The sequence below is a fragment of the Methanococcus maripaludis genome, from assembly GCF_013760955.1.
GTDB classification, from domain to species: Archaea; AGJL01; Methanococci; order Methanococcales; family Methanococcaceae; genus Methanococcus; species Methanococcus maripaludis_A.
In genome coordinates this window covers 17,394-44,187 of sequence record NZ_JACDUL010000003.1, presented here as the reverse complement: position 1 = coordinate 44,187, position 26,794 = coordinate 17,394, and the positions used below count along the sequence as shown (strand labels likewise).

Below are 26,794 nucleotides of genomic sequence, written 5' to 3'. Positions count from 1 at the left end.
TTGGTGGCTGTTATGGATACTTCTAAAGACTTAATATGTATTGGATTTGAAGGAACTGCGGAAAAAACTGGTGTTGGAATCATTACTTCTAAAGGAGAAGTTTTATTTAACAAAACAATAATTTACACTCCGCCAGTACAGGGAATTCATCCAAGGGAAGCTGCAGATCACCACGCAGAAACTTTTGTAAAACTTTTAAAAGAAGCATTAACAGTAGTTCCTATCGAAAAGATTGATCTAGTTTCGTTTTCATTAGGTCCGGGATTGGGCCCAAGTTTAAGGGTTACTGCAACAACTGCAAGGGCACTTTCTCTTTCAATAAATAAACCGATAATCGGGGTAAACCACTGTATAAGCCACGTTGAAATTGGTAAATTAAAAACAGATGCAGTAGATCCATTAACTTTGTATGTAAGTGGGGGAAACACGCAAGTTTTAGCATACACTGGAAAAAAATACCGCGTAATTGGAGAAACACTCGACATTGCAATAGGAAACTGTTTAGATCAGTTTGCAAGGCACTGCAATATGCCACATCCTGGTGGAGTTTACGTCGAGAAATATGCAAAAGACGGAAACAAATTCATGAAACTTCCGTATACTGTTAAGGGCATGGATATTTCTCTTTCAGGATTGTTAACAGCTGCAATGAAAAAATATGATTCAAAAGAAAGAATTGAGGATGTATGTTACTCATTACAGGAAACTTCATTTTCAATGCTTACAGAAATTACCGAAAGGGCGCTTGCACATACAAATAAAGCAGAAGTAATGCTTGTTGGCGGAGTTGCTGCAAATAACCGTTTGAAAGAAATGTTGGATGTAATGTGCAGTGAACAGAATGTTGATTTTTACGTTCCAGAACGGGAATTTTGTGGAGATAACGGTGCAATGATTGCATGGCTTGGAATTTTGCAGTATTTAAATGGAAAAAGAATGGATTTGGCAGATACAAAACCAATTTCTAACTACCGAAGCGACATGGTTGAAGTTAACTGGATTCACGAAGAAAATAACAATTCTGAAAATGGTAACATCAAATCTAGAATAATTCCAGAACATTTAATTGGAAAAGGAGCCGAAGCAGACATTTCTAAAGGAAGGTACTTAGAATTTGAATCGATTACAAAAGAACGAGTTAAAAAGGGTTACCGTACATCTGAACTGGATGAATTAATAAGAATGAGAAGAACGGTAAAAGAAGCCAGATTTTTAGCAGCGATTAAGGAACTTGGAATTTATGCACCGAGTATTTTTGACATCGATAAAGAAAACAAAAAAATCGCAATGAGCTATATTCACGGAAAAATTGCAAAAGAAAAAATTGAAGAAGGAAGTATTGATTTTTGTGAAGATTTGGGAAAAATTATTGGAAAAATGCATGTCGGTGGAATCGTACACAATGATTTGACGACTTCAAACTTTATAGTTTCAGATAATACTTTTGTTATCGATTTTGGGCTTGGAAAATACAGTGATTTAGTTGAAGATAAAGCAATTGATCTGATTGTTTTAAAAAAATCTATAATGAGTATTCACTACGATAAATTCGATAGAGTATGGAATAAAATAGTTGAAGGCTATAAAACTTATAATCTGGCCGAATCTGTTTTGGAATGCATGAAAGAAGTTGAAAAACGAGCAAGATATCTTTAACTCTTTTATTTTAATATTTACTGGATTTTCCTGCCATTTTAAATTTGTAAAAATAACCTCCATTTTTAAATTTTTCTGTTTTTCTATATTGGGATATTCATATATAGCTTGAAATTTAATGTAAAATAGATTTCAGGCTAAGTTGATTTCCTATTTTTACGACGTATTTACACGAAAGGTGGATATTGTGCTAGTTATTCCTGCAGTGGATATGAAAAATAAAAAATGTGTACAGCTTATTCAGGGAAACCCTGATAAAAAACACGTTGAATTAGATAATCCTCCAGAAATTGCAAAAAAATGGGTAAGCGAGGGTGCAGAAATGCTTCACCTCGTGGATCTCGATGGTGCACTTGACGGAAAACGGGTAAACGATGAATTTATCGAAGATATAATTAAAACATCTGGAGTTCCGGTTCAAATCGGCGGTGGAATTCGATCTATCGAGGATGCAGTATATTTGATTGAAAAAGGGGCAGAAAAAGTAATAATCGGGACTGTTGCTGTAGAAAACCCTGAAATAATCAGGGAACTCTCGAAAAAAATTGGCAGTGAAAAAATAATGGTTTCACTCGATGCAAAAGATGGTAAAGTTGTAATAAAAGGCTGGAAAGAAAAAACGAAGTATACTCCGGTAGAAATTGGAAAAATACTCGAAGAAATGGGTGCAGGAAGTATTCTATTTACAAATGTTGACAGCGAAGGTTTGTTAAATGGAATAAATATTGAACCAACAAAAGAACTCGTTGATAACCTTAAAATACCTATTGTGGCATCAGGCGGAGTTACTACAATAGACGACCTTTTAAAATTTAAGAAAATCGGAGTATACGGTGTAGTTGTCGGTTCTGCAATTTACAAAAACTTGATAAATTTAAAAGATGCGATTGAAGCAGTAAAATAATGGATTAATAATAATTTGGTGGTTTAATGGATAAAATTGGTAAGATAACGGCGGTAGGACATATTGCACTCGATTATATATTTAACGTGGATAAATTTCCGGAATTAAACACTTCAATGCAGATTCCAACTGCTAAAAAATACTATGGCGGTGCTGCATGTAACGTTGCAGCAGAAATTGCAAATTTGGGCGTGAAATCAGAAATACTTTCGTGTGTTGGAACAGACTTTAAAGATTCAGGATACGGAGAATATCTGGAAAAATTGGGAGTTTCAACTGAAAATGTATTTATTTCAACTGAAGAAGAGACTCCAAAGGCATGGATATTTACGGATCCTGAAAACAACCAGATTACGTACTTTTTATGGGGTGCTGCAAAACATTACCTTGATATCGAAGTTCCAGAATTTGATTCGAAAATCGTTCACCTTGCAACAGGGGATCCAAATTACAATTTAAAATGTGCCAAAAAAGCAAATTCAATGGGTATACTTGTATCATTCGATCCAGGGCAGGATTTAACTCTTTATTCAAAAGAAAACATGGAAAACATCATAAAAAATGTTGATTTTTTATTCATGAACAACCACGAATTCCAAAGAACTCTTGATTTATTAAGCATCTCTGAAAAAGAGTTAATGGATAGAGTTAAGGTTTTAATTGTAACTTACGGAAAACAGGGAAGTATTATCTATTCAGAAGGCGAAACAATAAAAGTTCCAGCAATTTTAACTGAAGCAAAAGATCCGACTGGTGCTGGAGACAGCTACAGGGCAGGATTTTTAACTGCATACTTAAAAGGAAACGATTTAAAGAAATGCGGGCTTGTTGGTTCCTGTGTAGCTTCTTTTGTCGTGGAACGGGTGGGATGCCAGACCAATCTTCCTTCATGGGATAGAGTTATTGAAAGACTCAAAGAAAATAATCTTGAATAATCCTTTTTTAATTCTTCAATTGTTTTAATTCCATAAATCTACTTTTTTAATGGCTATTTGTTCGAATCTAAATAACAATTTATATATAAGTCGATTTTGAAAAATTAGTGTTTGTATTAAAAAAAATGGTGGTGATTGTATGGCAAGAGAACAATGGGCCTCTAAGATGGGTTTCATTTTAGCTGCAGTTGGTTCTGCAGTTGGTCTCGGAAATATTTGGCGTTTCCCGTACATGGCATATGAAAATGGTGGTGGGGCTTTTTTAATCCCTTATTTTGTTGCTTTATTGTTTGTAGGTATAATGGTAATGGTGTTGGAGCTTGCATTGGGGCATTCTACAAAAGGTTCAGCACCTTTGGCTTTAAGAAGGCTTGGAAAAAACTTTGAATGGATAGGCTGGTTTGCAGTAGCTACCGCGTTCATTATCACGACATACTATACCGCAATTATTGCATGGGCTTTAGTTTACCTTGCTAAGTTGTTCATGGTAGGATTCCCAACAGACTTTGGTGGATTCTTCTTTGGTGATATTCTGGCACTTTCCTCAGGTCACGGGGACCTTGGAGGATTTAATTTACCAGTACTTGCAGGATTAGTTTTAATTTGGGGCGTAAATTATTTGGTTGTAAATTCGGGTGTTAGAAAAGGTCTTGAAAAAGCAAATGAGATTTTAATGCCTGTATTATTCTTCTTGATACTCGCACTTGTTGCAAGAAGCGTTACATTACCTGGCGGACTTGCAGGTATCGAATACTACTTAACTCCAAACTTTGCATTGTTATTAACTCCTAAAGTTTGGATTGATGCATTTTCACAGATATTCTTTACACTAAGTCTTGGATTTGGTATCATGATAGCATATTCAAGCTATTTACCTAAAAAATCAGATTTAACTGCTAGCGCATTTACAATTTCTTTAATGAATTGTGGATTTTCATTCTTAGCAGGATTTGCAGTATTTGGAACACTCGGATACATGGCAATGACTCAAGGTGTACCTATTTCAGAAGTTGTAACTCAAAGTATTGGTTTAGCATTCGTTGCATTCCCTCAAGCACTTTCATTAATGCCTGGTGGACTTGTACTTGCTGCAATCTTCTTTATCGCGCTATTTGTTGCAGGAATTTCTTCATCAGTTTCGCTTGTCGAGTCAACTGCATCAGCAGTAATTGATAAATTCAATCTTCCAAGACACAAAGCAGCTACTGCAGTTATTGCAACAAGCTTCTTTGCAAGCTTGATATATGCAACAAACGCAGGTCTTTACTGGTTAGATTCAGTAGACCACTACATCAACTGGTTTACAATTCCGCTTGTTGCAGTACTTGAAATGATTGTTGCAATACATATCTTTAAAGGAAGCAAACTCGAAAAATACATCGACAATCTTTCAGAATACAATTTAGGATCATTCTGGAAATTCTTTGCAGGTATTTTCTCGCCTTTGTTTTTGATATACATGCTATTAAACGGTGCATGGACAGAATTGACGATGGGATACGAAGGCTACGCATCAATATTCTTATTATTGAGCTTGGGTCTTCCAGTATTTGGTCTTGTAGTTTCATTAATAATGCCGATGATCCCTTGGATTGGTGGCGGAAAAGAAATTGAAGAATGGGACGAATTTGTTAAAAAAGATGAAGAATAAGGAGGTAATAAAATGAATACCGGTGCCATAATAATGTTCTTATTCGGGGCAATTGTTTTATGGGGGGGTTCAGCATTTTTCCTCCACAAAGCAATAAAAAATAATGACTAAAAACGATCAATACGGAATAATGGTAAATTAAATTTTTTATTTTTTTATTTTTTAAATCAAGTTAACCAAATTAATTAAAAACCAAATTCAAAATTATGGGTTATTGCGTTTAAAAAAGATAATCTCCAGAATGGATTTTCAATAGTGCTTGTTTTTTATATGTTTTATAATATATGAGTTAATAATTTTGATCAATCTTATCTTGTTATTCGTTACGGTGGTTTAATGTTATTTAGGAAGCTTTCAACGATAGAAAGGGTATATAATATTGGAATGGAGCACGATTCAATAAATTATGTATTTAAGTACATAACTAACTTTATAAAGGAATCCGAAAGTGATCTTGTAAGGCTTTACGATTTAAAAGTGCTTGACAAGATTGTTGTAAACGACATAATGACAAAAGACCTCGTTACTCTCAATGAGGATGAATCAATCGATGAACTTGGGACACTCATAAAAAAATACAGGCACATGGGATATCCCGTATTAAATTCAAAAAAAGAACTTGTTGGAATTGCCACATTTGAAGATTTAAGAACTAAAAAGTCAGGAATGTCAAAATTAAAAAAATTAAAAATAAAAGACATAATGACCAAAAAGGACGATCTTATCTCAACTTCACCTTATCTTTCAGCTTCAGAAGCTCAAAAAATAATGGTAAAGAATGATATTGGAAGAATCCTTGTTATCGAAGATGGAAAGCTCAAAGGAATCGTTACTAAAGGGGATATTGTAAGAACTTCTGAAATATACAGCCCTGAGCCAAAAATAAACAAATGCAGTCACATAACAAACATCTACTTTTACGGTGACGATCCTAAAAAAGTTGAAGAACTTGCAGACGAGATAATTGTATTGATGGGTGCGAGAGGCTACATTATAAGTGAAAAAGAAGATTTCATCGAAATTTCGGATAGAGAATGGGAACCAATTGCAAAAATAATGAAAAGAAATGGTAAAGTTGACCACATTTCAATAACCACGAAACTTATAAACATTCTCGAATTAAATATTTTAAAAGAAGTACTGAGATTGATTGAAAAACCTAAATTTGAAGAAGTAATCATAACTGACCATATTACGCTCGTAGATGAGAAATCATCGATTCAAAGGATAATTACCGATGTAACCCTGTTTGAAAAGAGCATGAAGACTTTTGGAACTATTACTGTTAGGATTGATTTCTAATCCTTACAAGGTGGAAAAGATGTATGAGATAATCAGATATGAAGGGGGAGTCTACAAAAACAATATTTTGAAGGAATGGATTGAGGACATTGGTGGATTTATAATTCAGGAGCACGTAATGCAGCTCGATGTTTACATGACAATTGCAATTCCGCATAATGAAATCGAAAACTTCAAGGAAGAGGCAAAACAATACAAGGGAAAAATAGTAGAAACTCCTCTTGCAGGAATTGAAATTGCGATTGTTTCTCCAAGTCTTTCAAGACACCACTTACCCCACATTGCATGCGATGTTTCTGAATATGTTAGGAAATTTGGTGCAAAACCAAACATGATCGGGCTTGCACACGGTGCGGGAAAAAGCATCAGCCAGATTCATGAAAAAGAAAAGAGATTGATTCAAGAGCACGACATCGCAATTTACGTAATGGGAAACTTTGAATCCTGCATTCTAGATAAAACCCACCTCTTTAAAATCGACCTTCCACTCGTTGTAACAGGTGGACCTGAAACTCTCGATATCCCGTACACCTATGTTGGAGACCTTGGAAGGCGAGCGCAAAGGCTTAGAAAAGGAGAAGAAATAAGGGCACTGCGACGAATGATTGACGAAGTTACCAAAAAAATAAACGATAAAAGATTGGAACTTTCATACGACCCTCCGATTATTCCGCCAGTAGTTTTAAAAGATGAAATTGAAAAGAAAATCGATGAGGTTCGTGGACTTCTTGCTCCGATGCCAATAGTAACCCAGCTCGATGGTTTGAGGATCAAAATGGACTACGATAGAAACCACGAAGAGATCGAAAATGTTAAAATTGGTAAGTACCTTTTAAAAGACATCGCATACATCACAAGGTCTGAGATGAAAAACTATATACTTATCAAGTTAAAATCGACGTCAGAAGTTAAATCAAACGAACAAAAAGCTTAATTTAGCGATTATCAAGAAAATAGGGGAAAATATGGAAATCGACAGAACAATTGAAAATGAAAACGAAAATGAAAACTCAGAACAGGTAATCGAAGTACCGCTACCTCCAGGACTTCCACAATCCGTTATCGGAAGGCTTGCATGTGTCTGCAACATCGGATACGAAATAAAAAAAGATGAAATGATGGATAGGGAATATCCTGTAATTACTGGAACACAAGAGCAGTTGGATTACGTAAAAGATTACATATTTTTATTTACTGAGTTAAAACTCACATTAAGGGAAATTTCAAGGCTTGCAAGACGATTCAAAACAGATGTTAAACTCTACACCGATGACGACGAATTGCAGTACGTACTCGGATTTGCAGTTCAGGACGTATCTGGAAGGGACAGGTTTGAAATTATTATGGAACGGCCTGAAGGAGAAGGCGAAAAAATAGTAGTTCTCGAAAGGGAATTTTTCGTATACCTCTAAACTGTTTTAAAATTTTTTTAAAGATATAAAATAAACTTTTTCAAGCGGTTTTTTCTTTTAAAAATTGTTCATTTCATCCACCTTAAATTAAAAACAGATTAGATTTTTTGACAAAATTTATTATTTTTAAATAATTTACGATTAAAACCCTTATTTTTTATAAATATGTTATAAAACAATTTATTTTATGGGTAATAACATTATAAACGAATAATTATATTATTAAACTGTTATAATGGTTTTTTAATTAATTTTAAATAGTTTAACAATAATATATCAAAATGTAAACACGGGGGTGAGTTAAAAATGACTAAGATTGGTTATAAACCACTGATAGCATTGGCTCTCGCATTATGTGTGGGAATATCTATTGCAAGTGCTGCAAAAGAAGGGGTTCCTGGAACAAATACGGTGTACATTAATGAAATTCCATATACTATAACCGACTCCGGAAAATATCTGTTAAATATATCAAAATCAGATATTTCTGGAACTGCAATAATAATAAATGCAGATAATGTCATACTTGATGGAAACGGGAATTATCTTGAAGGGGATTCGACAGGTAGCACCAGTTTTGTCGTTGATATGGGGGTATATGTATATCCAAAATCAAGGGTTACAATCCGAGATATGAACATATCAAAATTCGGTAGTGGAATATACCTTGCAAATTCATCAGAATGCACGATATTCAAAAACGATCTTTCGAAAAACGATGTAGGTATCAGGATGTGCAGGACAAACAATAGCAACATAGAAGATAACGAAATATATGAATGTACAGGGCCTAATGCTATAGGATTGTATTCAAGTTATTATGCAAATGGAAATAATATAGTAAACAACCTCGTAAATAATAACGATATCGGACTAAAATTTGCCGGAGTTGCAATGGATAACAGAATTATTTCAAATGAAATAATAGATAACGAGAATTATGGTATGGTTCTTGGATCCTCTTGTAATAATAACACGGTAAATGCAAATATTGCACTGGGAAATACCCCGGATATATACATGGATTTTGAAACTAATTTAGTAAACGGAAACAAATACGATACAATCGAGTAACTTTAAATCAAATACCTTTTCTTTTTTAAATTTCGAAATTACTCTTTTAAATATGATTTAAAATAACTCCTTTTTTCTTTTCTAAATTTTAAATAGTATATCGACCTATAATTTTTAACAAACTAAATATCGGTGTCAAAAATGGGAATCGAAGGAATATTTATTATCGCTGTAACAATAATTGTTTTACTCGGACTTTTGAAATTTATAACGGGCAAATAATGTCTTTTAAATTCCAATTTTTATAAACATAGATTATTTACATGACTTTTTTTAAAGATTTAATCAAGAACAATTTTTAGGGGAAAAAATGCAAGAAGTTCACAAGTGGCATAGCGACCTTACTGGCAAAAAACTCGTAGAAAATTTAAAGAAAAATCTCTTCGACGCATATTACTTTGAAGATGAAAGCGAAGTTTCTAATTATATTATGAACTACGTTGGAAACGGAACCAAAATTGGTTTTGGCGGTTCAGTTACGGTCCAATCTTTAAATATCGCGGAGCAGGCAAGGGAAAAAGGTGCGGTGATTTTGGACCACAATAATCCAAGCCTTACAATGGAAGAAAAAATGGAGGTAATGAGACAGCAATTGACGTCGGATATATTTATTTCAAGCACGAATGCGATTACAACGGCAGGAGAACTTGTAAATATCGACGGGGTTGGAAACCGGGTTTCTGCAATGGCATTTGGCCCGAAAAAAGTGATAATTGTTGTCGGATTAAATAAACTAGTTAAAGACATCGAAACGGCATTTGAAAGAATTAAAATGGAAGCTGCGCCAAAAAACATGAAGAGATTGGGATTTTTAAACCCTTGCATAAAAACAGGGTACTGTGTAAACTGCGATGCAGAAACCCGGGCTTGCAGGATTTATTCAGTAATTAAAAGAAGACCGATGCTTACAGACGTTACAGTCCTCGTTTTACCAAAAAGCCTCGGATTTTAAAGGGATATTATGAATCAAGTTTTAGAAACAATAAAAAATAGAAGAAGTGTTAGAAAATTTAGAAACGAGCAGATAAAAGACAGCGAAATCGAAGCGATAATTGAAGCTGCAATTTATGCGCCAACTGCGTTAAATGAACAGCCATGGCACTTTACAGTAATTCAGAACACGGAACTGCTCGATGAAATAAATACTGTATCAAAAAAGACTCTCGCAGAAAATCCTACCTCAATGAAAAACATACCTGAAAGTTTGATAAATGCAATGAGCAACCCAAAATACAACATTCTTTACGAAGCTCCAACTTTAATTGTCGTTTCTGGAAATAAAAATGCGCATTCGGCGATTGTTGACTGTTCTGCGGCAATTCAAAACATGCTTTTGGCAGCAGAAAGCATGAATATTGGTTCAGTGTGGCTTGGACTTGTAAGGCCATACTTTTTGACCGAAAATGTTAAAAAATTAAACATCCCGGAAAACTTCGAACCATACTATGGAGTTGCTTTTGGTTATAAATTAATCGAAACTCCAAAAACTGCGCCTGAAAGAAAAAAAAACGTTGTAAATTACGTAAAATAAATTTTCTTTTTTATTTCATCTAAAAAAATTTAAAAAAAAGTTTATTATTCTAAAATTCCCATTTTTGCAAGGAGTGCACTTAACTGTATTCTTTCGTTTGAACCTTCAACGATTCTAAAGTCGCATTCTCCAATTGCTTCGACTAAATGCACTTTTTCTTTTTCAGAAATGTCTAAATTTGGAACTTCCCTAAATATCTGGATGAGTATATCTTCTCCACTCATTCCCCAGTCAATCATCAAGTTGTAGAGCTGTTCTCTTGATTCAACGAACTTTCCATTCAATGCAAGCTGGGTCATTTTTTTGATTTCATCAGGTCTTGCCTTTGAAGCAACTTTGTAAACTATTTCTTCAGTTACGGTATCAGAAACTGCTGCAGCGGTCTGTAAAACATTGATTGCTTTTCTCATGTCTCCTTCTGAAACATAGATTATTGCATCAATTCCCCCCTTTTCAAGGGTTAAATTCTCTTTTTCAGAAATTTCTTTTAGATTTTCAACTAAATCTTCAGTTTTTAACGGTGAAAATCTAAATATCGCACATCTTGACTGAATCGGAGGAATAATTTTACTTGGATAGTTACAGCTTAATACAAATCTACAGATATCAGAATATTTTTCCATGGTTCTTCTAAGTGCGTTTTGAGCATCTGAAGTTAAAGCATCACTCTCATCTAAAAATATTACTTTAAATGGCGCATCTCCAATAGGTTTCGTTCTTGCAAAATCTTTTACTTTGGTTCTGATTACATCGATTCCCCTTTCATCAGAACTGTTTAATTCGAGGAAATTTTCTCTCCAAGTTTCCCCATATAAATCTTTTGCAAGAGCGAGTGCTGCAGTTGTTTTTCCAACCCCTGGGGATCCACTAAATAATAAATGCGGCATTGACTTTTTTTCAACGTAATTTGTAAGTCTTTTGATGATTTCATGATGTCCAACAACTTCAGAAAGTGTTTGTGGCCTGTATTTTTCAACCCATGGTTTCTGCATTATTTTCCCTCGTAAAAATGGTAACAATAAATTCAATTAAAATATTTCCATGATTTTATTAATATTTGACTATTTAAAAAAGAAAATTTTAGAATGTCATGAAACTCAAAATTTCTCCAAATCTGGATTTCACGATATTTTTCTTTCCAAGAACCTTTGCATGAGCATCAAGTTCGATTATTCCATAATTGTAAACTTCTTTTATCGGGTGATATAGCCTTGGGCCATCACTAATTCCAACTGTTATTACATCTGGATTAATTTCTTTTAAATTTTCAATTAATAATGCATGAGGGACTCCTGAAACTACAACAATATCTGGATTAATTTCTTTTAAGTACGATAATGCCTTTTCACCAGTTATTGGATATTCATCAAGTCCTCCAGTAATATAATCAATTTTAAATCCGTTTTCATTAAATTCCTTTAAAATATTTTTAGCATCATTTCTTACTTTATCAAAACCGATATTTTCATCGAGATTTGCAATATTGATGCATTTGAAGTGTCTGTTTATTTCCAAAAGCGGGTCAGAAAATAAATATGCGGTTTCTTTTTTTGCATTTAAAACGCAGGCAATTTTTACTTCATTTCCCTGTTTTATTTTTTCATCAGTTTCTTTTAAAACAGTTATGAAGTTTTCAAGGTCGTCTTCGTATGTCGGTTTTAAATACCTGTTTTTTGCCATTCCTCGTTTCTTTTCAACGTCGGTTGCAGCAACAAGCATTTTTTTCTGCCGTTCATATTCAGAATAATCAATTAATCCAGCATTTAAAGCACCATCCATCGCCCTTATCGCACCAACCGTGTTATCGACAAGGCCGCTGTGAATGTCTACTGGAATTATTATGTCGTCAAAATCATCAATGAGACTTTCGAGATCTTCTCCAATAATCATGCTTGCACAGGTTCCAACAATTCCGATTCTGTATTTTTCGTCCTTTGGAGTTTCCTTTTTTAGATATTCCAAAACTTCGTTTATTACATCTCTTAATTTATCCATTGCACCAAAAATAAAATCGTTTTCACCCATTGCACTAGTAAAAACTCTTATTCCGTCAATTTCGAGAAGTCTGGCAGTTCTAAAACAGCATCCACTTGGCCCATGGAGAATAATCGCATCAACCCCAATATCTCTTAATTGGTACATTGCCGCGGCAATTGGGGAAGGTCGAGGGTGTAAAATCATAATATCACTTAAAATCCTGGTTTTTATTGGGTTAATTTTTTATTTTATTTTTTTGAAAATATTTTGAAATATTCGATGATTTATTGATAAAAAGATATTAATTCGTAATATAAATTTGCAATGCAAATAATATATAGAATATGGGGATACAACTATAAATATAAATAATAGCTCTTTTAAATTAAAAAGAAATAATCAATGGAAATATCTTAAAAATAGCAGTTGTCTTTAGAGGAGGATACTTTTGACCAAGTTACGGAGAATGGTTTTAGATGTTTTAAAAACACACGAACCAAAATTAACCGATTTAGCAGTTAAATTATGTTCTGTAGAAGGTATCGACGGTGTAAATGTAACCGTTTATGAAATAGACAAATCTACCGAAAATATTAAAATTACAATCGAAGGATTCAATCTCGACTATGACGCAATAAAAGCAATTATCGAATCTATGAATGGAGTAATCCACAGTATTGATGAGGTTGCAGCAGGTAAAAAGCTCATCGACGAAGTAAAAACTCCGCAAGATAGATACTAAGTTCTTTTTTAATTTTTTTATTTTATTAACATCCAATTTAAATTCAGGGGATTTAATGCTTGAAGGAATTTTTGATATAAATCATATTTTTGATGAAGACGGGATAAAGACGTTAAAACGATTTGGATGGGACGGTAGCGTTGCAGTTCAAAATCATAACGAATATTCCGAAGAAATAATCAACAGTGCAGTTGAATATGGGGAAAAACACGATTTTAAAGTATTTTCGGGAGTAAAAATTTCAACAAAAAATCAAAATGAAATGGAAAAAGCAGTTAAAAAATACAGAAATAAAGCTGATATTTTACTTGTTGAAGGTGGAGATATTAAAATAAACAGGAGAGTCCTTGAAATGAATGATGTTGATATTTTATCTACTCCTGAATTAAATAGGATGGATAATGGACTTGACCACATCCTTGCAAGACTCGGCAGTACAAATCGTGTTGCAATTGAATTGAATTTTGGAAATCTTTTAAAAAGCAGAAATTACGATAGATCAAAAATTTTATGGGCATTTCAAAGAAATTTAAAACTTGCCAAAAAATACGACACTCCGGTTGTAATTTCAAGCGGTGCAAGCGATATTTATGGAATAAAGGCTCCAGGAGATCTCAGAGGATTTTTAAACACAGTAACTGATCCCTTATATTCAAAAAAAATAATGGAAACGACATCAAAAATAATTGATTACAGACTTTATTTGAAAAAAGATACCGTTTTAACTCTTGGAATTGAAATTGTTGAAGAATAACTTTTTTCTTTATGTTTTAAAAAATTTAAAAAAGCTGTAATTTATTTTAAAACTTCAGTTAAGTTTATTCTATTTCCAACTTTTGGAGCGAATACTTTATTTTCATTAAATCCTTCCGAAACAGCCCAGTCTTTGAATACGTTTACAACCTCTTCCTCACCGTGCTGGATTACGAGGGTTTCAGGATTTGCTTTTTTTACAATATGTCTTAATTCATCCATTTCGCCATGTGCTGAAAACTGATATGATGCAATTTCGAATTTCGGTTCCACATCGAATTCCCCTATCTCAAGTTTTCCAGTTTCAAGCAAGTGCCTTCCAGCGGTTTCTTCAACTTGATATCCGGTAAATATCAGCGAATTTTTAGGTTCTTTCATAAATTCGGTAATGTATGGGATTATTGGGCCCCCTTCAAGCATTCCCGCAGTACTTACAATTATTCCACCGTTCTGCCTGATTTCTTTTATTATTTTTGGCCTATCTTTTGATTCAACTTCTGTAACGTTCAAAAATGCTGCCTTTAAATCGTCAGGATGGTTTAAAAATGCAGGATACTGCAACATTATCCTTGTAATTTTTCTTCCAAGGCCGTCAAAGTATACTGGAACTCCAAAATCGTGCTTGTTTAATATCATCAAGATTTCTTGACTTCTATCAACTGCAAATACCGGAACAAGGGGAATTCCTCCTCGATCAAGTGTTTCTTTTATTTTGTTTATGAAATTTTTTTCAGCTTCTTCTCTATTTTCCTGATTGCTATCCCCGTATGTTGATTCAACAATTAGGCAATCGATATGTTCTTTTGTATATGACAGATCTGCACCTTTTACAAGATCCGTATCGCTTACTTTAGTGTCTCCCGTGTAAACGACTCGTTTTCCACTGTAATTTAGTGATATTGTGGAACTTCCAGGGATGTGGCCTGCATTAAAAAATTCAAACTCGAAATCTTTGAAATTTTTGGGGTGATTGTAGCGAGCTTTTCTAAAGAGATTTAATGATTTATTCACATCCGCTTTATCGTAAGGAATATCCTGTCCTTCTGCACCTGCAATTTTTATAGAATCTCTTAAAAGCTCTTTAGATATTGCTTTTGTAACTTCTGTAGCATAAATTGCAGGAACCATTCCTTTTCTGATGAGTACTGGAATTCCGCCCGTGTGATCGAGGTGTGCATGTGATGCAAAGACACAATCTGCATTTAAATTATCTAGGATTGGATATTCTGATTCTTCAGACGATAATTTTACACCGCAGTCAAATAAAACTGTACTTTTTTCGGTTTTGACCTCTACACAACTTCTTCCAACTTCAGAAGCACCGCCTCTAAAATAAAGTTCCATTTTACCGCCTCTCAAAATGAATACTGTTATTTATGTTTTATAATGTATATAAATGGGTAAAAACAAAGTTAAAATAGAAATGTATTAAAATTATGAATAAATCTATCTGTGCTTTGAAATATATGCTACATTTTAAGTTCAAAACAAATTCAAAATAATAAATATCGATATGGTGGTTTAATGATTGATTCCCACATACATTCTGATACAAGACCTTACGAAGATTTTGAATTGATGGCAACCGTTTTCGACTGTGTTATAACCCATGCACACGATCCTTTAAAAATGAGATCTTTTGACACAGCTCTTGACTATTTCGACAAGATTTTGAAAAGTGAAATAGCAAAAGCACGAAAAAATGGTTTGAATATGAAAGCATGTATTGGAATTCATCCAAGAGCGATTCCGCCAAAAATAGATTATGAAATTTTAAGAGAATATCTAAACAAAGAAAATGTTGTTGGTGTTGGAGAAATCGGGCTTGAAAAATGTAGCAAGGAAGAAATTGAAGTTTTTGAAAACCAGATATCTATTGCAAAAGAAATGAATCTTCCAGCCGTAGTCCACACTCCAAGAACGAATAAAGAAGCTGTAACGAAAAATATTATTGAAGTCCTCGATACAATGGATTTATCGATCGATTTTAAGAAAAAAATAGTAATAGAGCACGTTACAAAAGAAACAGTGCCAATTATATGGGAAAACGACTATAAACTTGGAATAACAGTTCAGCCTCAAAAGTTAACTCCAAATGACGCCGTAGAAATACTTGGGGAATATTGCGAAAAGAGATTTTTACTAAATAGCGACAGTTCTTCAGCTCCGTCCGATATACTTGGGGTTCCAAAAACTGTTTTAAAGCTAAAAATGGCAGGATTTGAAGAAAATGTAATAAAAGCTGTTTCACATAACAATGCAGCAGGATTATTTAACATTAATTAAATAAACGAGGGGATTGAAATGGATGGAAAAAAACTTGTGATATATTACTCACTTTTTGAAAATACTGAATATGTAGCTAAACTTATTTCAGAAAACACAGGTGCAGAATTATTAAAAATTGAAACTGTAACTGAAATTCCAAAAAAAGGATTTACAATGTTTTTAGAACTTGGCAGGTTTTTATTGTTTAGAAAAATGCCTGAAATAAAAGAAATATCTCTAAATTTAGATGATTATGACATTATATATATTGGAACTCCAGTATGGGCTGGAAATATGGCAGCTCCATTAAAGACATTTTTTTCAAAATACAAATTTGCAGGAAAAAAAGTTGCGGTATTCTGCACTGCTGGAAAAACTATTGGAAATACACTTGAAAATATGAAAAAAGAACTAGTTGACAACGAAATTATTGGCGGAACCATATTTTTAGATGTATTAAACCACAAAGAAGAAACTGAAAAATACGTAAAAGAATGGTTAAGTACTATGTACCGATCAAAAGAAGATTAAATCTTAAAAATTAAAAATAAATTATTTTAATATTTTTTTTAAGTTTTTGAAGCATAGTAAATCATGTATATTGCAGATAGTCCGACAAGAATATATAAAATTCTTGCAACTGTTGGGAAACTTCCAAATACCACTTGAATAAGGTCTATATTAAAAGCCCCAACTAATCCCCAGTTAAGTCCCCCGATTATTACCAAAACAATAGATACCCAATCTAGCGCATCTTTTCGTGAGTGGGTCTGTGAGACGATACTGGGCCTTTTTTCAATGTGTTGTTCACCTTCCATAATATCCCCCCAATTTATGTAAGGCTTTTTTGGCCTCAATATATTTTATTTTCAAAAGGGTTAATATATGTTTACATGATTTTACCGTGTTTAAACCGTTAATTCTAAAAAAAACTGTTTTAAATCGATTTTTTTGATTACATAAATTTATATATCGTGATGTTGTAGGAATCATGATACTTCGATTATATTGTGGGGGAGTGTCGGGCCTTTAAAACAGCAATGAAGGTGAGTTTATTCCAAAAAAAGGGTTTTTTTTGAATAAAATGTCTCATACTACAATAAAAGACGGAATAGACTGTTTAATAAGCAAAGATTATTTTTACAAAACTGAAAGTTACTACGAACTGATATTAAAAGAGATATCTGGAAAAAATAAGGTTTTTCCAAGTAGTAATGATGTATTGGATGCATATATTGTTCCAGTAACACTTAAAAGGGCAGAGCTTTCAGGAATACCTATTATGGAATGGGAAATTTCTTCGGGAGATGTTCCAAATCCTGCGATTGTTTACTCAGTAAATTATTTTTCAGATCCTTCAACATATTATATCGTTAAAAATCGGGAAGAATCTAAGCGAATATCAAAACACGTAACAAACTGCGGAAAATATCCGCTATGTTATCAAAAAGTTCCTGAAAATTTTGAAATGGGGAATTTTTCAATATTATTTGGACAGGCATGCACAGAAAATGAACATATAAAACAGCTGGCGAATAAAATCTATCAAACATTTAAAATTCCGCTAATTAATGCTTTATTTGTATTTATCGACGATAAAATATTTCTTTCGTCCTTATCACCTGTAAACGTATCAAAACTTTCAAAAGAAGAAAAAATAATGATCGAAAAGACTTTGTTGGTGGATTAAATGGGAAAATTTGGAGTATTTGTTGATAGACAAACCCTTAGTAGTTCAAATCAACTCCAATCTTTAATCAGATTCCGGGATATTGCAGAATCAATGGGCCACGAGTTTTATTTTCTGTTCCCAAATGAGATACATAAAATAAAAACATTAGACGGTCTTTTTATTCGTTCTAAAACCGATCCAATGAATATAAGCTACGTAGCATCAAGAATTGCAGAATTAAATGGTGTAAGGGTAATTGACGATTCAAAGTCAATTCAAATCTGTGCTGATAAGATAAACATGTATTTGCACATGATGAAAAATGACGTACCGATTCCAAAAACCAAATTTTTAAAGAAATCTGAAAACAACATTGAAAACTTAAAAAGCATTACTGAAGAAATTGGGCTTCCTTTAATCGTAAAAGAGCCATCAACCTCCTTTTCAATGCGAGTTGAAAAAGTAACGTCTTTGGAAGAATTTTCAAAAGTAGCTTCCAGATTTTTGAGACTTTCGGATATTTTAGTTGCACAGGAATTTATAGAAAGTAGATTTGACTGGAGAGTTGGAATTTTAAACGGTGAAGTAATTTATGCTTGCAAATACTTAATTCCAAAAGAAACTTTCAAGATACAGGACTGCGTGGATGGGCACAGGGTATACTGCATGGTTGAAAGCGTGATGTATGATGAAGTTCCAAAAAAAGTTATAAACACAGCGTTAAAAGCTGCAAATGCTGTTGGAACGGGTCTTTATGGTGTTGATTTAAAAGAAAATTCAGGAAAAGTTTATGTAATTGAGGTAAATGATAATCCGTCACTTGAAACAACGGAGGACGAATTTTACCCTGAAGCGTATTCTAAAATTGTATCGTATATTATGGATGATTCAAGACGGAAATTTCCAAGTGCAAGGGCAAATTTTTCAGAAGCAATTGACCTAGATGGTGTAGCAAATGATAGGAACTGAACACGAATATTCCATCAACAATTCGGATCTAAAAGCAATGCCAATTTCAGACTTAATAATCGAAGAAATTTCTGGAAAAATACAAAATGAATTTTCTTTCGAGACAGTTGGTATTTCAAAAGAATTACAAAAACACGTAATTGAATTTAAACCAAATCACCCTTCAGAAAGTATTTCAAATCTCGAAACTCAGATTGTGACTGGTTTAAAAAGTTTTTACGAAAAGACCAATAATCAGTACAAATTATTGGGTCTTGGAATGCACCCCACTTTAAATTTATCGGAAACTTCATTTTGGAACCACGATGAAAGAGAAGTTTTCGATACATATGACAGAGTATTTAACTTAAGACAGCACGGTTGGATGAATATTCAGGCTTTGCAGGTAAATATTGAATATTCAAGTGAAGAAGATCTCGTTAGAAAGCACAACAAACTTAGAACACTCCTCCCGTACCTTGTAGCAATAACTGCATCTTCTCCAATAATTGAAGGGCAGGTAACTGGGTATATGGATAACCGTCTATTATATTACAAAAAAAATCAGAAAGAAATTCCCGAAATCTGCGGAAATTTAATACCTGAAAAACTTAACAAATCGTCTGATTATGAAAAACTCCTTGAAAAAATGTACGTAGAACTTAGAAAAAAAGATGCAGAAGTTTTATGCGAAGAATGGGTAAATTCAAGGGCTTTAATTATACGACGTGAAAGAAAATGTGTTGAAATAAAAATAATGGATGAACAGGAATCGGTTCATGCAGATATGGCTGTTTCAGCATTTATAAACTGTCTTTTAAGAGTTAATGATTTAAAAGTAGCAGAAGACGACGAAACAATTATTGAATTAACAGATATGGCAATAAAATCTGGAACAAAGAAGTTAAAAGCAGAATTGGAATCGCTTTATAAAAAAGCATTTGCTGTTGCAACAGATGAAGAAAAATCTTATTTAATTCACATCCAAAACAGGATCCAAAATGGAAATCTTTCCGAAGTTATTCTTAAAAAATATAATTCTGAAAAAGATATTTTAAAAATATTGGCAGAAGCAGAATCCTGTTTAAGAGAAAATAAAACGATGTTTTAGATCTTTTTATTCTTTATTTTTATCTTTTAATTTATCGTTTAAGTTTTTTGATGGATTTGTAAAAGAACACGGAACTGCACATAAACATTTTCCACAAACATCTGCAACCCCATATTTTTCATAAACTTTTTCATTTGTTAAACATACTTTATAACATTCCTTTCGGTTAAATTCATTTATTTTTAAAGCTTGTTTTTCACATTTTTCAATGCAAAGTTTACAAGAACCATTATACTTATACAAACAGTATTCATAATTTGGTTTTTCACTAGGTTTTAATTTTGCAGATGTAATTAAACTTCCGAATCGACCGTTACATCCTTTTTCTGTAATTAACATGTTGTTTAGTCCAAAAGTACCAAGCCCTGCAATTTTTGCAACGTGCCTGTGTGACCAGTTGCTTATCAGCTTTTCTTTATCGAAATTGTGTGTCGGGGGAATTTTTGAGCAGATATAATTCATTTCACCCAGTTTTTCAGAGAGATAGTCGTTTAGTTTTTCTATCATTTTGTTTGTTTCTACATAAGAAATTGCCCAAGTCTCAGATGCGAGGCCAGGTTTTACATTTCCAAGGTTAATTTCTTTTGAAAAAGGTAAAAAGTAGCATATTACACTTTTTGATTCACTCAATACTTCTTTAGGAGTTAGGTGTTTTTCCGAAATTATTTCTTTTAATTCTAAAAATTCTGGGTCGTTAGAATCTGCAAATCCAACAATTGGGGTCAACCATTTTGTTTTTGTATTCTGTTCTTTTGCATAATTTTTCACAAACTCAATAATAAGATTTTCAATTAAATTTTCCATAATATCTACCGCGATAACATGATTATCTCATTCTTTAGTTTTTTATATGTCTTCTTATAAAATATATTCAAAAATATCGGGAGATTTCAGATGCTAAAAACTAAACTTTGGGATATTGAATTTAAAAATCCAGTATTTCTTGCGGCAGGCGTCATGGGAGAAACTGGAAGTGCATTAAAAAGGATGGCGAAAAACGGTGCAGGGGCAGTATGTACCAAATCAGTTGGAATTGAAAAGAAACCTGGACACAACAATCCAACAATGGTTGAAGTTGAAGGTGGCTTTTTAAATGCAATGGGACTTCCAAATCCTGGTGCAGAGGAATATGTCGAAGAAATTGGGCGAATAAAAGAAGAAATGAAAAGAATGGACGTTAAAATCATCGGTTCAATTTACGGTAAAAACGATGTTGAATTTCAAAAAGCTGCTGAAATAATTGTACCACATGTAGATGTTTTGGAACTAAACATTTCATGTCCCCATGCAGGCGGGGGATACGGCTCATCAATTGGTCAGGATCCCTGCCTTTGTAAAAACGTGGTATCTGCCGTAAAAGATGTTTCAGACATTCCAGTAATTGCAAAATTAACTCCAAATGTAACTGATATAAAAGAAATTGCAAATGCAGTTGTAAATGCCGGGGCTGATGGAATTGTTGCAATAAACACGCTTGGTCCAGGAATGGTAATCGATATCGAATCAGGCGTTCCAATACTTGGAAATAAAGTTGGTGGAATGAGCGGAAAAGCGATAAAACCTATCGCAGTTAAAAATGTTTATGATATTTTTTCAGCAGTAGATGTTCCCGTAATTGGGGTTGGTGGAGTTACGACCGGAGCTGATGCAATAGAATTCATGATGGCAGGAGCTTCTGCAGTTCAGGTTGGAACTGGAGTTTACTACCGAGGATATGATATATTCCAAAAAATAAATGAAGAAATTGAAGAATATCTCCTGAAAAAAGATTTAAAAATGTCAGATATCATCGGAATTGCCCAGAAATAATTTTTATATTTAATTAATTTTTAAGAACTATAAAAATCGTACGTAGAATTTATATATCAAAAACGAGAATATATATAGTGAAACTGTTTTATTATTTTAAAATATTTCGTTATCTCAACTGTTTTAAAAGTTTAATTTGCTACTGAGGTGGTTATTTGTATAAAATTTTAAAAATTTCTGATACCGTAAGAATTCCCCCTAAAATGTTTGGAAACCCTTTAAGCGAAAACGTAAAAAGAGTTTTAATGGAAAAATACGAAGGAATTCTTGATAAGGACGTCGGATTTATCCTTTCGATTGTTGATGTGGATAACGTAAGCGAAGGAAGCATAATTTACGGAGACGGTGCAGCATACCACGAAACAGAATTTAATGTGCTCACATACGTTCCAGAACTTCAAGAAGTAGTTGATGGGGAAATCGTCGATGTTGTTGAGTTCGGTGCTTTTGTAAGACTTGGCCCTCTTGATGGTTTAATCCACATCTCACAAATTATGGATGACTTTGTAAGCTTTGACCCAAAAAGAGAAGCAATTATTGGAAAAGAAACAGGCAAAGTTTTAGAAAAAGGCGATAAAGTAAGAGCTAGAATTGTTGCAGTAAGTTTGAGGGAAGAGAAGAAAAGGGGCAGCAAAATAGCTTTAACAATGAGACAGAACGGTCTTGGAAGACTCGAGTGGCTCGAAGAGGAAAATGAAACAGTAAGTGAAGAAAATTAATTTTTTCGCTTTTTAATTTTATTTGAGGTGAATTTAAATGAATGCATGTTTAAGATGCAAATACATCACAAGAGAAGATACTTGCCCAATTTGTGGATTTGATACTTCGGATAACGTTAGAGGTTTATTGATTGTACTCGATCCTCACAACTCAGAAGTTGCAAAAAAAGCAGGAATTGACATAAAAGGAAAATATGCATTGAGCGTTAAATAACTTAATTTTAATTTTTGTTATAGTGACCTTTATGTATTTATTAACCGACGAAGTAGCGCGCGAATTGAAAAAACCTTTCGGAAAAGTATATAAGGAACTTCCCAGTATAGATGGAAAGGTCGTTTCTATTGGTGATGTTACTACAAAACACCTTTTATCGAATGGTATAATACCAAACTTATCAATTTTGGACTTTAAAACTAAAAGAAATATTCCTGTTAACATTCCTCACAAATTTAAAACAATTTTTGAGGTTGAAAATCCTCAGGGGTGCATTTCTGATGAAGCCATAGAAAGGATTAAATACCTTTCCACCATACATGATAGAGATATGGCTTTAATCATTAAGGGTGAAGAAGACTTACTTACAATACCTGTAATAAAGTACTTCCCCGAGGATACCTCAGTCATTTACGGACAGCCTGACGAAGGCATGGTACTGTTAAAAATCACAGACGAACTGAAACAGAAAATTGAAAAACTTCTAAAAGACATGGAAGAAAGGTGAATGGATATGGATATAAGCATTATCTCAGACAAAAATAACCCATTATTATACAGAAGGGAAATAAAATTCACAGTATCCTTTGATGCAGCTACCCCTTCAATCAAAGACGTAAAAATGAAACTTGTTGCAGTTTTAAACGCAGACAAAAAAGTTCTCGTAGTTGACACATTAGATCAGATTTTTGGTAAATTGGAAGCAGAAGGTTACGCAAAAATCTACAACGATGAAAAAGCAATGGCAACAATCGAAACAAAATCCGTTTTAGAAAAAAACAAAATTGAAGAAGAAGCAGAAGCTGAAGTAGCGGAGGAATAATATGGCAGCTAAAAAAGGTGCAAAAACCACAACAAAAAAATCAGATTACTACAAAGTTGAAGGAAACGCTGTAGAAAGATTGAAAAAAGCATGCCCAAAATGTGGTGCAGGCGTATTCATGGCTGAACACTTAAACAGATTTGCATGTGGAAAATGCGGATACATGGAATACAAAAAGAATGAAAAAACAGAAAGTGAAGAATAATTCTTTTTGACTTAACTTAAACTCTTTTAACGTCATTTAATTCTCTTTTTTAACATTAATTTTAACACTGATGATGTTTTCAAAATATTTTCAGTTTAATCTAAAAGCCCGAAAATATCGATGTTTTGATTTGTATTTTTCAATGGGACGTAAACTTTTGATTCAGGGTATTTTTGAAATTTTCCAAGAATACATAAAAAGTCCATTGAAAATTCCAGATCTTCTTCAGGATAGGTATTGTTGAAATGTTCCAAAATCCAATTTGGTGGTTTTTTAAGGTCAATGGTATCTTCATACATTGCCCAATGGCATATAACGTTAATTAGGTCCATCGTTTCCCCCCTTCTACGTAACGGCACTAATTAGCATTTATTATTTTGGTAGAATATGTATTCATTATTTTTAGACAGTGTAGCCTGGGCTACATGAATAATATTTTTAAAAAGCTATAAATATATTTTACCATCCATCAAAACAACATATTTTGATTAAAAATAAATTAATCGTAAAAGATTTACATTTTTTTATTTGAAAATTAAAAAAGGAGAATTAATTTAAAATTAGTTTAATTTTGCTAAATTTCCATTCAAAAATTCTTTCAATACTGCTTCAACATCTTCCAGAGAGGTTTGGTATAGTTCAACAACGCTGGCTAAAGCATTTACGCTTCTTTGACCCATATTTACGAAAACCACTGCATTAACTCCTTCAGAAAGTAATGTTTGAACTGTAGTTCCCGGACCTTGTCCTCCGTGACCTTCTTCGTGAGCAGCCCCGTGACATGGGGAGTTTCCAACTTTTTTTGAACCGATTATTTCTTTATTTTCGTTTATTTCAAAAATCATAAAAAATGGAGTTTTTCCAAAATGTGAAGAAACTGTTTTTTCATCAAGTGCTGGGATTGCTATTTTCAAATTATCGCCTTATTGTTTAATTAGTTATGTTTAAAATCTCCCTCTGCCCATTCCTCTTCCCATTCTACCGCCTCTGCCCGCACCGTAAAAGGTTCTTCTTCCACGAGCATCGATAACTTCTTCTTCAGAGATTTCTTTTGATAATCTATTTACTTCTTCATCAGATATATCTTTACCTGTTTCTCTTTTAATGACATTTTTAATTTCTTCGTTAGTTAATCCCATTCTAAAGAACCTTCTGATTCCAAGCCCGAGGTATTCAGTTGTGTTAAATAATTTTCTGCATATGCAGTTTCTGTGTAGTCTGTAATCCATATAACTCACCTTATTTTATAATACTTATTTTCGCACATATGTGCATATTTCATTATATTGAAAAACAAGTATATAATACTACCTTTTTTTGAAATTACAGGTTTTTTTAGATTAATATCGGTTAGTTAATAGCTGTAAAAAAAGTAATTATTTGATTTTTTCGTAAAAATCATTCCATATTTTTTTAATTTCGGCCCCTGCAATGCTATCTTCATAATTTACAATTGGAATTCCGTTTTGAATGGATTTATTTACTGTACTATCAAATGGAACTTTTCCCAAGATATCAAAGCCTGCCTTTTTACAGTAATCAATTATTTCGGAAGTTTTTTCTTCATTAATGTCATATTTATTAATTATAACATAGCTTTCGATATCAAAAAATTTGGTAAGTTCTAAAACACGGCTTAAATCATCTAATCCTGATTGTGTTGGTTCAGTTACAACCACTGCATAATCACAGCCTGCAAGTGACGCAATCACAACACAGCCTATTCCAGGGGATCCATCAATCAGTAAATTTTCAAAACCTTGATTTTCAAGGGAATTTTTTCTAACTTCCGTTACAACTTTTCCAGCGCCTTCTGCTCCGATATTCAGTTTTGCGTAAGATAAATACCCATCTTTGATTTTGGAAGAATAAATGTGGCCAGTAATGTTGTCTACCATAGTTACAGCATCAACAGGGCAGACATATTTGCATAAACCACAACCTTCGCATTTTAAGGGGTTTACTTTTATTTCAGAAGTTATTGCACCAAATCGACATTCTAAACATTTTTCACATTTGATACATTTATCGGAGTCAATGATCGCAGTTTGGGATCCGATGTATTCTTTAGTTTTAATAATTTCATTTTCAAACATTAAATGCAAGTTAGGGGCTTCAACATCGCAGTCAGCAATATTTTTTTTATCCAGTAGTTCTGAAAATGAAGAAGATATCGTGGTTTTTCCAGTTCCGCCTTTTCCACTTATTATGACAATCTGTTTCATAATATCAACCTCTTTTCAAGTTCAGAGGCAATATTTTGCAAATTTTCTGTAAATTCAGCATCCGCATGGATTAAAATGTCTCCTTTTGAATATTTATTTGCAATATTTCTTGAAAATGGAATTTTTCCTAAAATATCGATTTTTTCAGCTTTACAGTAGTTTTCGATAATACTATCAAATTCATCAGATTTATTGATCAAAACACCGAATGGTATTTTTAAGTACCTTAAAACTTCTACCGCAATTTTTAAGTCATGAAGGCCAAATTTAGTTGGTTCAGTAACTAATATCGAATAATCGCTATCTTCAACAGTGTGTAATACACTACAAGAGCTTCCCGGTGGCGCATCAAGTATATTTAGTGATTTGTCATCCAAGCATTTTTTTAATTCCGAAATGACTGGAACTCCTGAAGGTTCACCAATCTTTAAAACGCCTCTAGAAACACTTAGATTTGGATTTGTTTCTGATTTTCCAGAATCTATCTTTCCAATTTCTCTTGAAATTTCTGAAATCGCCTGTACTGGACATGCAATGTAGCAAAGTCCGCAGTCATGGCATAATTTTTCAAAAACTGTTGTATTGTTTGGTGTTATTGATAGGGCATTAAATTTACATAATCTGCTGCATTCACCGCAGTTATTGCACAGGTTTTCGTCAATTTTCGGAACTTTTTTAAAAACTTTTTTTTCAGATCCGATCGTTGGTTTTAAAAAAATAAATCCGTTTGGTTCTTCTACATCGAAATCTAAGTATTGAACTTTTTCGTGAGTTTCAGACAGAAGAACGCTTAGATTTGTAGATATGGTGGTTTTTCCAGTTCCACCTTTTCCACTCAATATTGAAATGTTCATAATTTTTCC

General features: G+C 33.2%; 34 protein-coding genes. 24 read left to right on the top strand and 10 right to left on the bottom strand.

Features of this window, described 5'->3' with window-relative positions:
- Positions 1 to 12 precede the first annotated feature (12 nt).
- The 11 genes from HNP90_RS05545 to HNP90_RS05495 all read left to right on the top strand — a co-directional run bounded on the left by HNP90_RS05545 (position 13) and on the right by HNP90_RS05495 (position 10,465).
- Positions 13 to 1,656: a bifunctional N(6)-L-threonylcarbamoyladenine synthase/serine/threonine protein kinase gene (locus tag HNP90_RS05545; protein ID WP_012067943.1), complete on the top strand. Its 1,644-nt coding sequence runs from the start codon at positions 13 to 15 to the stop codon at positions 1,654 to 1,656.
- Positions 1,657 to 1,843: 187 nt separating this feature from the next.
- Positions 1,844 to 2,560 (top strand): 1-(5-phosphoribosyl)-5-[(5-phosphoribosylamino)methylideneamino]imidazole-4-carboxamide isomerase, encoded by a 717-nt coding sequence (gene hisA, locus HNP90_RS05540; RefSeq protein WP_012067944.1) that lies wholly within the window; start codon positions 1,844 to 1,846, stop codon positions 2,558 to 2,560.
- 26 nt (positions 2,561 to 2,586) lie between these two features.
- Positions 2,587 to 3,495: a carbohydrate kinase family protein gene (locus HNP90_RS05535; protein WP_012067945.1), complete on the top strand. Its 909-nt coding sequence runs from the start codon at positions 2,587 to 2,589 to the stop codon at positions 3,493 to 3,495.
- Between the two features lie 139 nt (positions 3,496 to 3,634).
- Positions 3,635 to 5,146 carry a sodium-dependent transporter gene (locus tag HNP90_RS05530; protein ID WP_012067946.1) on the top strand — a complete coding sequence of 504 codons (1,512 nt, stop codon included), beginning with the start codon at positions 3,635 to 3,637 and terminating at the stop codon, positions 5,144 to 5,146.
- Positions 5,147 to 5,158: 12 nt separating this feature from the next.
- Positions 5,159 to 5,257, top strand: a complete 99-nt coding sequence (locus HNP90_RS05525; RefSeq protein ID WP_155810748.1) for a MetS family NSS transporter small subunit — start codon at positions 5,159 to 5,161, stop codon at positions 5,255 to 5,257.
- 225 nt (positions 5,258 to 5,482) lie between these two features.
- On the top strand, positions 5,483 to 6,448 hold the full coding sequence (locus HNP90_RS05520) for a CBS domain-containing protein (protein WP_012067947.1): 966 nt from the start codon (positions 5,483 to 5,485) through the stop codon (positions 6,446 to 6,448).
- Positions 6,449 to 6,467: 19 nt separating this feature from the next.
- Entirely contained in the window at positions 6,468 to 7,382 is a 915-nt protein-coding gene (locus tag HNP90_RS05515; RefSeq protein WP_012067948.1) for a methanogenesis marker 7 protein, read from the top strand.
- Between the two features lie 31 nt (positions 7,383 to 7,413).
- Positions 7,414 to 7,860 carry a hypothetical protein gene (locus HNP90_RS05510; RefSeq protein ID WP_012067949.1) on the top strand — a complete coding sequence of 149 codons (447 nt, stop codon included), beginning with the start codon at positions 7,414 to 7,416 and terminating at the stop codon, positions 7,858 to 7,860.
- 306 nt (positions 7,861 to 8,166) lie between these two features.
- The gene (locus tag HNP90_RS05505) at positions 8,167 to 8,934 is read left to right on the top strand and encodes a right-handed parallel beta-helix repeat-containing protein (protein ID WP_012067950.1); all 768 of its coding nucleotides are present in this window, start codon (positions 8,167 to 8,169) and stop codon (positions 8,932 to 8,934) included.
- Between the two features lie 310 nt (positions 8,935 to 9,244).
- Complete coding sequence (locus HNP90_RS05500; RefSeq protein WP_012067951.1) at positions 9,245 to 9,886, top strand: lactate utilization protein; 642 nt, start codon at positions 9,245 to 9,247, stop codon at positions 9,884 to 9,886.
- Positions 9,887 to 9,895: 9 nt separating this feature from the next.
- Positions 9,896 to 10,465, top strand: a complete 570-nt coding sequence (locus HNP90_RS05495; protein WP_012067952.1) for a nitroreductase family protein — start codon at positions 9,896 to 9,898, stop codon at positions 10,463 to 10,465.
- A gap of 44 nt (positions 10,466 to 10,509) precedes the next feature.
- On the opposite strand, the gene HNP90_RS05490 is transcribed toward HNP90_RS05495, so the two are convergent.
- Together HNP90_RS05490 and cfbD are read right to left on the bottom strand one after the other, a co-directional pair.
- Positions 10,510 to 11,457, bottom strand: a complete 948-nt coding sequence (locus HNP90_RS05490; protein ID WP_012067953.1) for a replication factor C small subunit — start codon at positions 11,455 to 11,457, stop codon at positions 10,510 to 10,512.
- Between the two features lie 88 nt (positions 11,458 to 11,545).
- Positions 11,546 to 12,646, bottom strand: coding sequence for a Ni-sirohydrochlorin a,c-diamide reductive cyclase catalytic subunit (cfbD, locus tag HNP90_RS05485; RefSeq protein ID WP_012067954.1), 1,101 nt, complete (start codon positions 12,644 to 12,646; stop codon positions 11,546 to 11,548).
- A gap of 244 nt (positions 12,647 to 12,890) precedes the next feature.
- On the opposite strand from cfbD, the gene HNP90_RS05480 reads away from it, so the two are divergent.
- Together HNP90_RS05480 and rnp3 are read left to right on the top strand one after the other, a co-directional pair.
- Complete coding sequence (locus HNP90_RS05480) at positions 12,891 to 13,184, top strand: DUF211 domain-containing protein (protein ID WP_012067955.1); 294 nt, start codon at positions 12,891 to 12,893, stop codon at positions 13,182 to 13,184.
- A 55-nt stretch (positions 13,185 to 13,239) separates the two neighbouring features.
- Entirely contained in the window at positions 13,240 to 13,938 is a 699-nt protein-coding gene (gene rnp3 / locus HNP90_RS05475; protein ID WP_012067956.1) for a ribonuclease P protein component 3, read from the top strand.
- A 41-nt stretch (positions 13,939 to 13,979) separates the two neighbouring features.
- On the opposite strand, the gene HNP90_RS05470 is transcribed toward rnp3, so the two are convergent.
- A complete protein-coding gene (locus tag HNP90_RS05470; protein WP_012067957.1) occupies positions 13,980 to 15,281 on the bottom strand; it encodes an MBL fold metallo-hydrolase in 1,302 nt (433 codons plus the stop codon).
- Positions 15,282 to 15,461: 180 nt separating this feature from the next.
- Here HNP90_RS05470 and HNP90_RS05465 point away from each other — a divergent pair, with 180 nt between their 5' ends.
- On the top strand, positions 15,462 to 16,223 hold the full coding sequence (locus tag HNP90_RS05465; RefSeq protein ID WP_012067958.1) for a TatD family hydrolase: 762 nt from the start codon (positions 15,462 to 15,464) through the stop codon (positions 16,221 to 16,223).
- 18 nt (positions 16,224 to 16,241) lie between these two features.
- Positions 16,242 to 16,736, top strand: coding sequence for a flavodoxin family protein (locus HNP90_RS05460; RefSeq protein ID WP_012067959.1), 495 nt, complete (start codon positions 16,242 to 16,244; stop codon positions 16,734 to 16,736).
- A gap of 38 nt (positions 16,737 to 16,774) precedes the next feature.
- On the opposite strand, the gene HNP90_RS05455 is transcribed toward HNP90_RS05460, so the two are convergent.
- Complete coding sequence (locus tag HNP90_RS05455; RefSeq protein WP_012067960.1) at positions 16,775 to 17,023, bottom strand: DUF378 domain-containing protein; 249 nt, start codon at positions 17,021 to 17,023, stop codon at positions 16,775 to 16,777.
- Between the two features lie 266 nt (positions 17,024 to 17,289).
- On the opposite strand from HNP90_RS05455, the gene HNP90_RS05450 reads away from it, so the two are divergent.
- Genes HNP90_RS05450 through HNP90_RS05440 form a run of 3 tightly spaced genes read left to right on the top strand, consistent with a single transcriptional unit; the run spans position 17,290 to position 19,936 of the window.
- Positions 17,290 to 17,895 (top strand): RimK-like ATPgrasp N-terminal domain-containing protein, encoded by a 606-nt coding sequence (locus tag HNP90_RS05450; RefSeq protein ID WP_048060458.1) that lies wholly within the window; start codon positions 17,290 to 17,292, stop codon positions 17,893 to 17,895.
- Positions 17,896 to 18,846: an ATP-grasp domain-containing protein gene (locus HNP90_RS05445; protein ID WP_012067962.1), complete on the top strand. Its 951-nt coding sequence runs from the start codon at positions 17,896 to 17,898 to the stop codon at positions 18,844 to 18,846.
- Positions 18,833 to 19,936 carry a glutamate-cysteine ligase family protein gene (locus tag HNP90_RS05440; protein ID WP_012067963.1) on the top strand — a complete coding sequence of 368 codons (1,104 nt, stop codon included), beginning with the start codon at positions 18,833 to 18,835 and terminating at the stop codon, positions 19,934 to 19,936. Before HNP90_RS05445 ends, HNP90_RS05440 begins: the two co-directional genes overlap by 14 nt.
- Before the next feature lie 6 nt (positions 19,937 to 19,942).
- On the opposite strand, the gene HNP90_RS05435 is transcribed toward HNP90_RS05440, so the two are convergent.
- Positions 19,943 to 20,740 carry an epoxyqueuosine reductase gene (locus tag HNP90_RS05435; protein ID WP_012067964.1) on the bottom strand — a complete coding sequence of 266 codons (798 nt, stop codon included), beginning with the start codon at positions 20,738 to 20,740 and terminating at the stop codon, positions 19,943 to 19,945.
- 90 nt (positions 20,741 to 20,830) lie between these two features.
- On the opposite strand from HNP90_RS05435, the gene HNP90_RS05430 reads away from it, so the two are divergent.
- The 6 genes from HNP90_RS05430 to HNP90_RS05405 all read left to right on the top strand — a co-directional run bounded on the left by HNP90_RS05430 (position 20,831) and on the right by HNP90_RS05405 (position 23,706).
- Complete coding sequence (locus HNP90_RS05430) at positions 20,831 to 21,745, top strand: dihydroorotate dehydrogenase (protein WP_012067965.1); 915 nt, start codon at positions 20,831 to 20,833, stop codon at positions 21,743 to 21,745.
- A 155-nt stretch (positions 21,746 to 21,900) separates the two neighbouring features.
- Entirely contained in the window at positions 21,901 to 22,464 is a 564-nt protein-coding gene (locus HNP90_RS05425; RefSeq protein WP_012067966.1) for a DNA-directed RNA polymerase, read from the top strand.
- A 37-nt stretch (positions 22,465 to 22,501) separates the two neighbouring features.
- Positions 22,502 to 22,678, top strand: coding sequence for a transcription elongation factor subunit Spt4 (spt4, locus tag HNP90_RS05420; protein ID WP_011868947.1), 177 nt, complete (start codon positions 22,502 to 22,504; stop codon positions 22,676 to 22,678).
- Between the two features lie 31 nt (positions 22,679 to 22,709).
- Complete coding sequence (locus HNP90_RS05415; protein WP_012067967.1) at positions 22,710 to 23,186, top strand: GTP-dependent dephospho-CoA kinase family protein; 477 nt, start codon at positions 22,710 to 22,712, stop codon at positions 23,184 to 23,186.
- Between the two features lie 6 nt (positions 23,187 to 23,192).
- Positions 23,193 to 23,501: a 30S ribosomal protein S24e gene (locus HNP90_RS05410; RefSeq protein WP_012067968.1), complete on the top strand. Its 309-nt coding sequence runs from the start codon at positions 23,193 to 23,195 to the stop codon at positions 23,499 to 23,501.
- A 1-nt stretch (position 23,502) separates the two neighbouring features.
- Complete coding sequence (locus HNP90_RS05405; RefSeq protein WP_012067969.1) at positions 23,503 to 23,706, top strand: 30S ribosomal protein S27ae; 204 nt, start codon at positions 23,503 to 23,505, stop codon at positions 23,704 to 23,706.
- A gap of 95 nt (positions 23,707 to 23,801) precedes the next feature.
- Here HNP90_RS05405 and HNP90_RS05400 read toward each other — a convergent pair whose 3' ends face one another.
- The 5 genes from HNP90_RS05400 to HNP90_RS05380 form a co-directional block, all read right to left on the bottom strand.
- A complete protein-coding gene (locus tag HNP90_RS05400) occupies positions 23,802 to 24,038 on the bottom strand; it encodes a hypothetical protein (protein ID WP_012067970.1) in 237 nt (78 codons plus the stop codon).
- 228 nt (positions 24,039 to 24,266) lie between these two features.
- Positions 24,267 to 24,620 (bottom strand): NifB/NifX family molybdenum-iron cluster-binding protein, encoded by a 354-nt coding sequence (locus HNP90_RS05395; protein ID WP_012067971.1) that lies wholly within the window; start codon positions 24,618 to 24,620, stop codon positions 24,267 to 24,269.
- Positions 24,621 to 24,650: 30 nt separating this feature from the next.
- Entirely contained in the window at positions 24,651 to 24,935 is a 285-nt protein-coding gene (locus HNP90_RS05390) for a hypothetical protein (RefSeq protein ID WP_012067972.1), read from the bottom strand.
- 147 nt (positions 24,936 to 25,082) lie between these two features.
- The gene (locus HNP90_RS05385; protein ID WP_012067973.1) at positions 25,083 to 25,931 is read right to left on the bottom strand and encodes an ATP-binding protein; all 849 of its coding nucleotides are present in this window, start codon (positions 25,929 to 25,931) and stop codon (positions 25,083 to 25,085) included.
- The gene (locus HNP90_RS05380; protein ID WP_012067974.1) at positions 25,928 to 26,785 is read right to left on the bottom strand and encodes an ATP-binding protein; all 858 of its coding nucleotides are present in this window, start codon (positions 26,783 to 26,785) and stop codon (positions 25,928 to 25,930) included. Before HNP90_RS05380 ends, HNP90_RS05385 begins: the two co-directional genes overlap by 4 nt.
- Positions 26,786 to 26,794 lie beyond the last annotated feature (9 nt).

Coding starts and splice junctions, on each gene's coding strand:
- HNP90_RS05510 (WP_012067949.1), top strand. CDS start 7,414: ATGGAAATCGACAGAACAATTGAAAATGAAAACGAAAATGAAAACTCA.
- HNP90_RS05500 (WP_012067951.1), top strand. CDS start 9,245: ATGCAAGAAGTTCACAAGTGGCATAGCGACCTTACTGGCAAAAAACTC.
- HNP90_RS05515 (WP_012067948.1), top strand. CDS start 6,468: ATGTATGAGATAATCAGATATGAAGGGGGAGTCTACAAAAACAATATT.
- HNP90_RS05390 (WP_012067972.1), bottom strand. CDS start 24,935: ATGGATTACAGACTACACAGAAACTGCATATGCAGAAAATTATTTAAC.
- HNP90_RS05435 (WP_012067964.1), bottom strand. CDS start 20,740: ATGGAAAATTTAATTGAAAATCTTATTATTGAGTTTGTGAAAAATTAT.
- HNP90_RS05535 (WP_012067945.1), top strand. CDS start 2,587: ATGGATAAAATTGGTAAGATAACGGCGGTAGGACATATTGCACTCGAT.
- HNP90_RS05410 (WP_012067968.1), top strand. CDS start 23,193: ATGGATATAAGCATTATCTCAGACAAAAATAACCCATTATTATACAGA.
- HNP90_RS05490 (WP_012067953.1), bottom strand. CDS start 11,457: ATGCAGAAACCATGGGTTGAAAAATACAGGCCACAAACACTTTCTGAA.
- rnp3 (WP_012067956.1), top strand. CDS start 13,240: ATGCTTGAAGGAATTTTTGATATAAATCATATTTTTGATGAAGACGGG.
- HNP90_RS05520 (WP_012067947.1), top strand. CDS start 5,483: ATGTTATTTAGGAAGCTTTCAACGATAGAAAGGGTATATAATATTGGA.
- HNP90_RS05505 (WP_012067950.1), top strand. CDS start 8,167: ATGACTAAGATTGGTTATAAACCACTGATAGCATTGGCTCTCGCATTA.
- HNP90_RS05545 (WP_012067943.1), top strand. CDS start 13: ATGGATACTTCTAAAGACTTAATATGTATTGGATTTGAAGGAACTGCG.
- HNP90_RS05470 (WP_012067957.1), bottom strand. CDS start 15,281: ATGGAACTTTATTTTAGAGGCGGTGCTTCTGAAGTTGGAAGAAGTTGT.
- HNP90_RS05405 (WP_012067969.1), top strand. CDS start 23,503: ATGGCAGCTAAAAAAGGTGCAAAAACCACAACAAAAAAATCAGATTAC.
- HNP90_RS05385 (WP_012067973.1), bottom strand. CDS start 25,931: ATGAAACAGATTGTCATAATAAGTGGAAAAGGCGGAACTGGAAAAACC.
- HNP90_RS05400 (WP_012067970.1), bottom strand. CDS start 24,038: ATGGACCTAATTAACGTTATATGCCATTGGGCAATGTATGAAGATACC.
- HNP90_RS05465 (WP_012067958.1), top strand. CDS start 15,462: ATGATTGATTCCCACATACATTCTGATACAAGACCTTACGAAGATTTT.
- HNP90_RS05530 (WP_012067946.1), top strand. CDS start 3,635: ATGGCAAGAGAACAATGGGCCTCTAAGATGGGTTTCATTTTAGCTGCA.
- HNP90_RS05450 (WP_048060458.1), top strand. CDS start 17,290: ATGTCTCATACTACAATAAAAGACGGAATAGACTGTTTAATAAGCAAA.
- HNP90_RS05525 (WP_155810748.1), top strand. CDS start 5,159: ATGAATACCGGTGCCATAATAATGTTCTTATTCGGGGCAATTGTTTTA.
- cfbD (WP_012067954.1), bottom strand. CDS start 12,646: ATGATTTTACACCCTCGACCTTCCCCAATTGCCGCGGCAATGTACCAA.
- HNP90_RS05495 (WP_012067952.1), top strand. CDS start 9,896: ATGAATCAAGTTTTAGAAACAATAAAAAATAGAAGAAGTGTTAGAAAA.
- HNP90_RS05380 (WP_012067974.1), bottom strand. CDS start 26,785: ATGAACATTTCAATATTGAGTGGAAAAGGTGGAACTGGAAAAACCACC.
- HNP90_RS05440 (WP_012067963.1), top strand. CDS start 18,833: ATGATAGGAACTGAACACGAATATTCCATCAACAATTCGGATCTAAAA.
- HNP90_RS05460 (WP_012067959.1), top strand. CDS start 16,242: ATGGATGGAAAAAAACTTGTGATATATTACTCACTTTTTGAAAATACT.
- HNP90_RS05415 (WP_012067967.1), top strand. CDS start 22,710: ATGTATTTATTAACCGACGAAGTAGCGCGCGAATTGAAAAAACCTTTC.
- spt4 (WP_011868947.1), top strand. CDS start 22,502: ATGAATGCATGTTTAAGATGCAAATACATCACAAGAGAAGATACTTGC.
- HNP90_RS05455 (WP_012067960.1), bottom strand. CDS start 17,023: ATGGAAGGTGAACAACACATTGAAAAAAGGCCCAGTATCGTCTCACAG.
- HNP90_RS05445 (WP_012067962.1), top strand. CDS start 17,896: ATGGGAAAATTTGGAGTATTTGTTGATAGACAAACCCTTAGTAGTTCA.
- HNP90_RS05430 (WP_012067965.1), top strand. CDS start 20,831: ATGCTAAAAACTAAACTTTGGGATATTGAATTTAAAAATCCAGTATTT.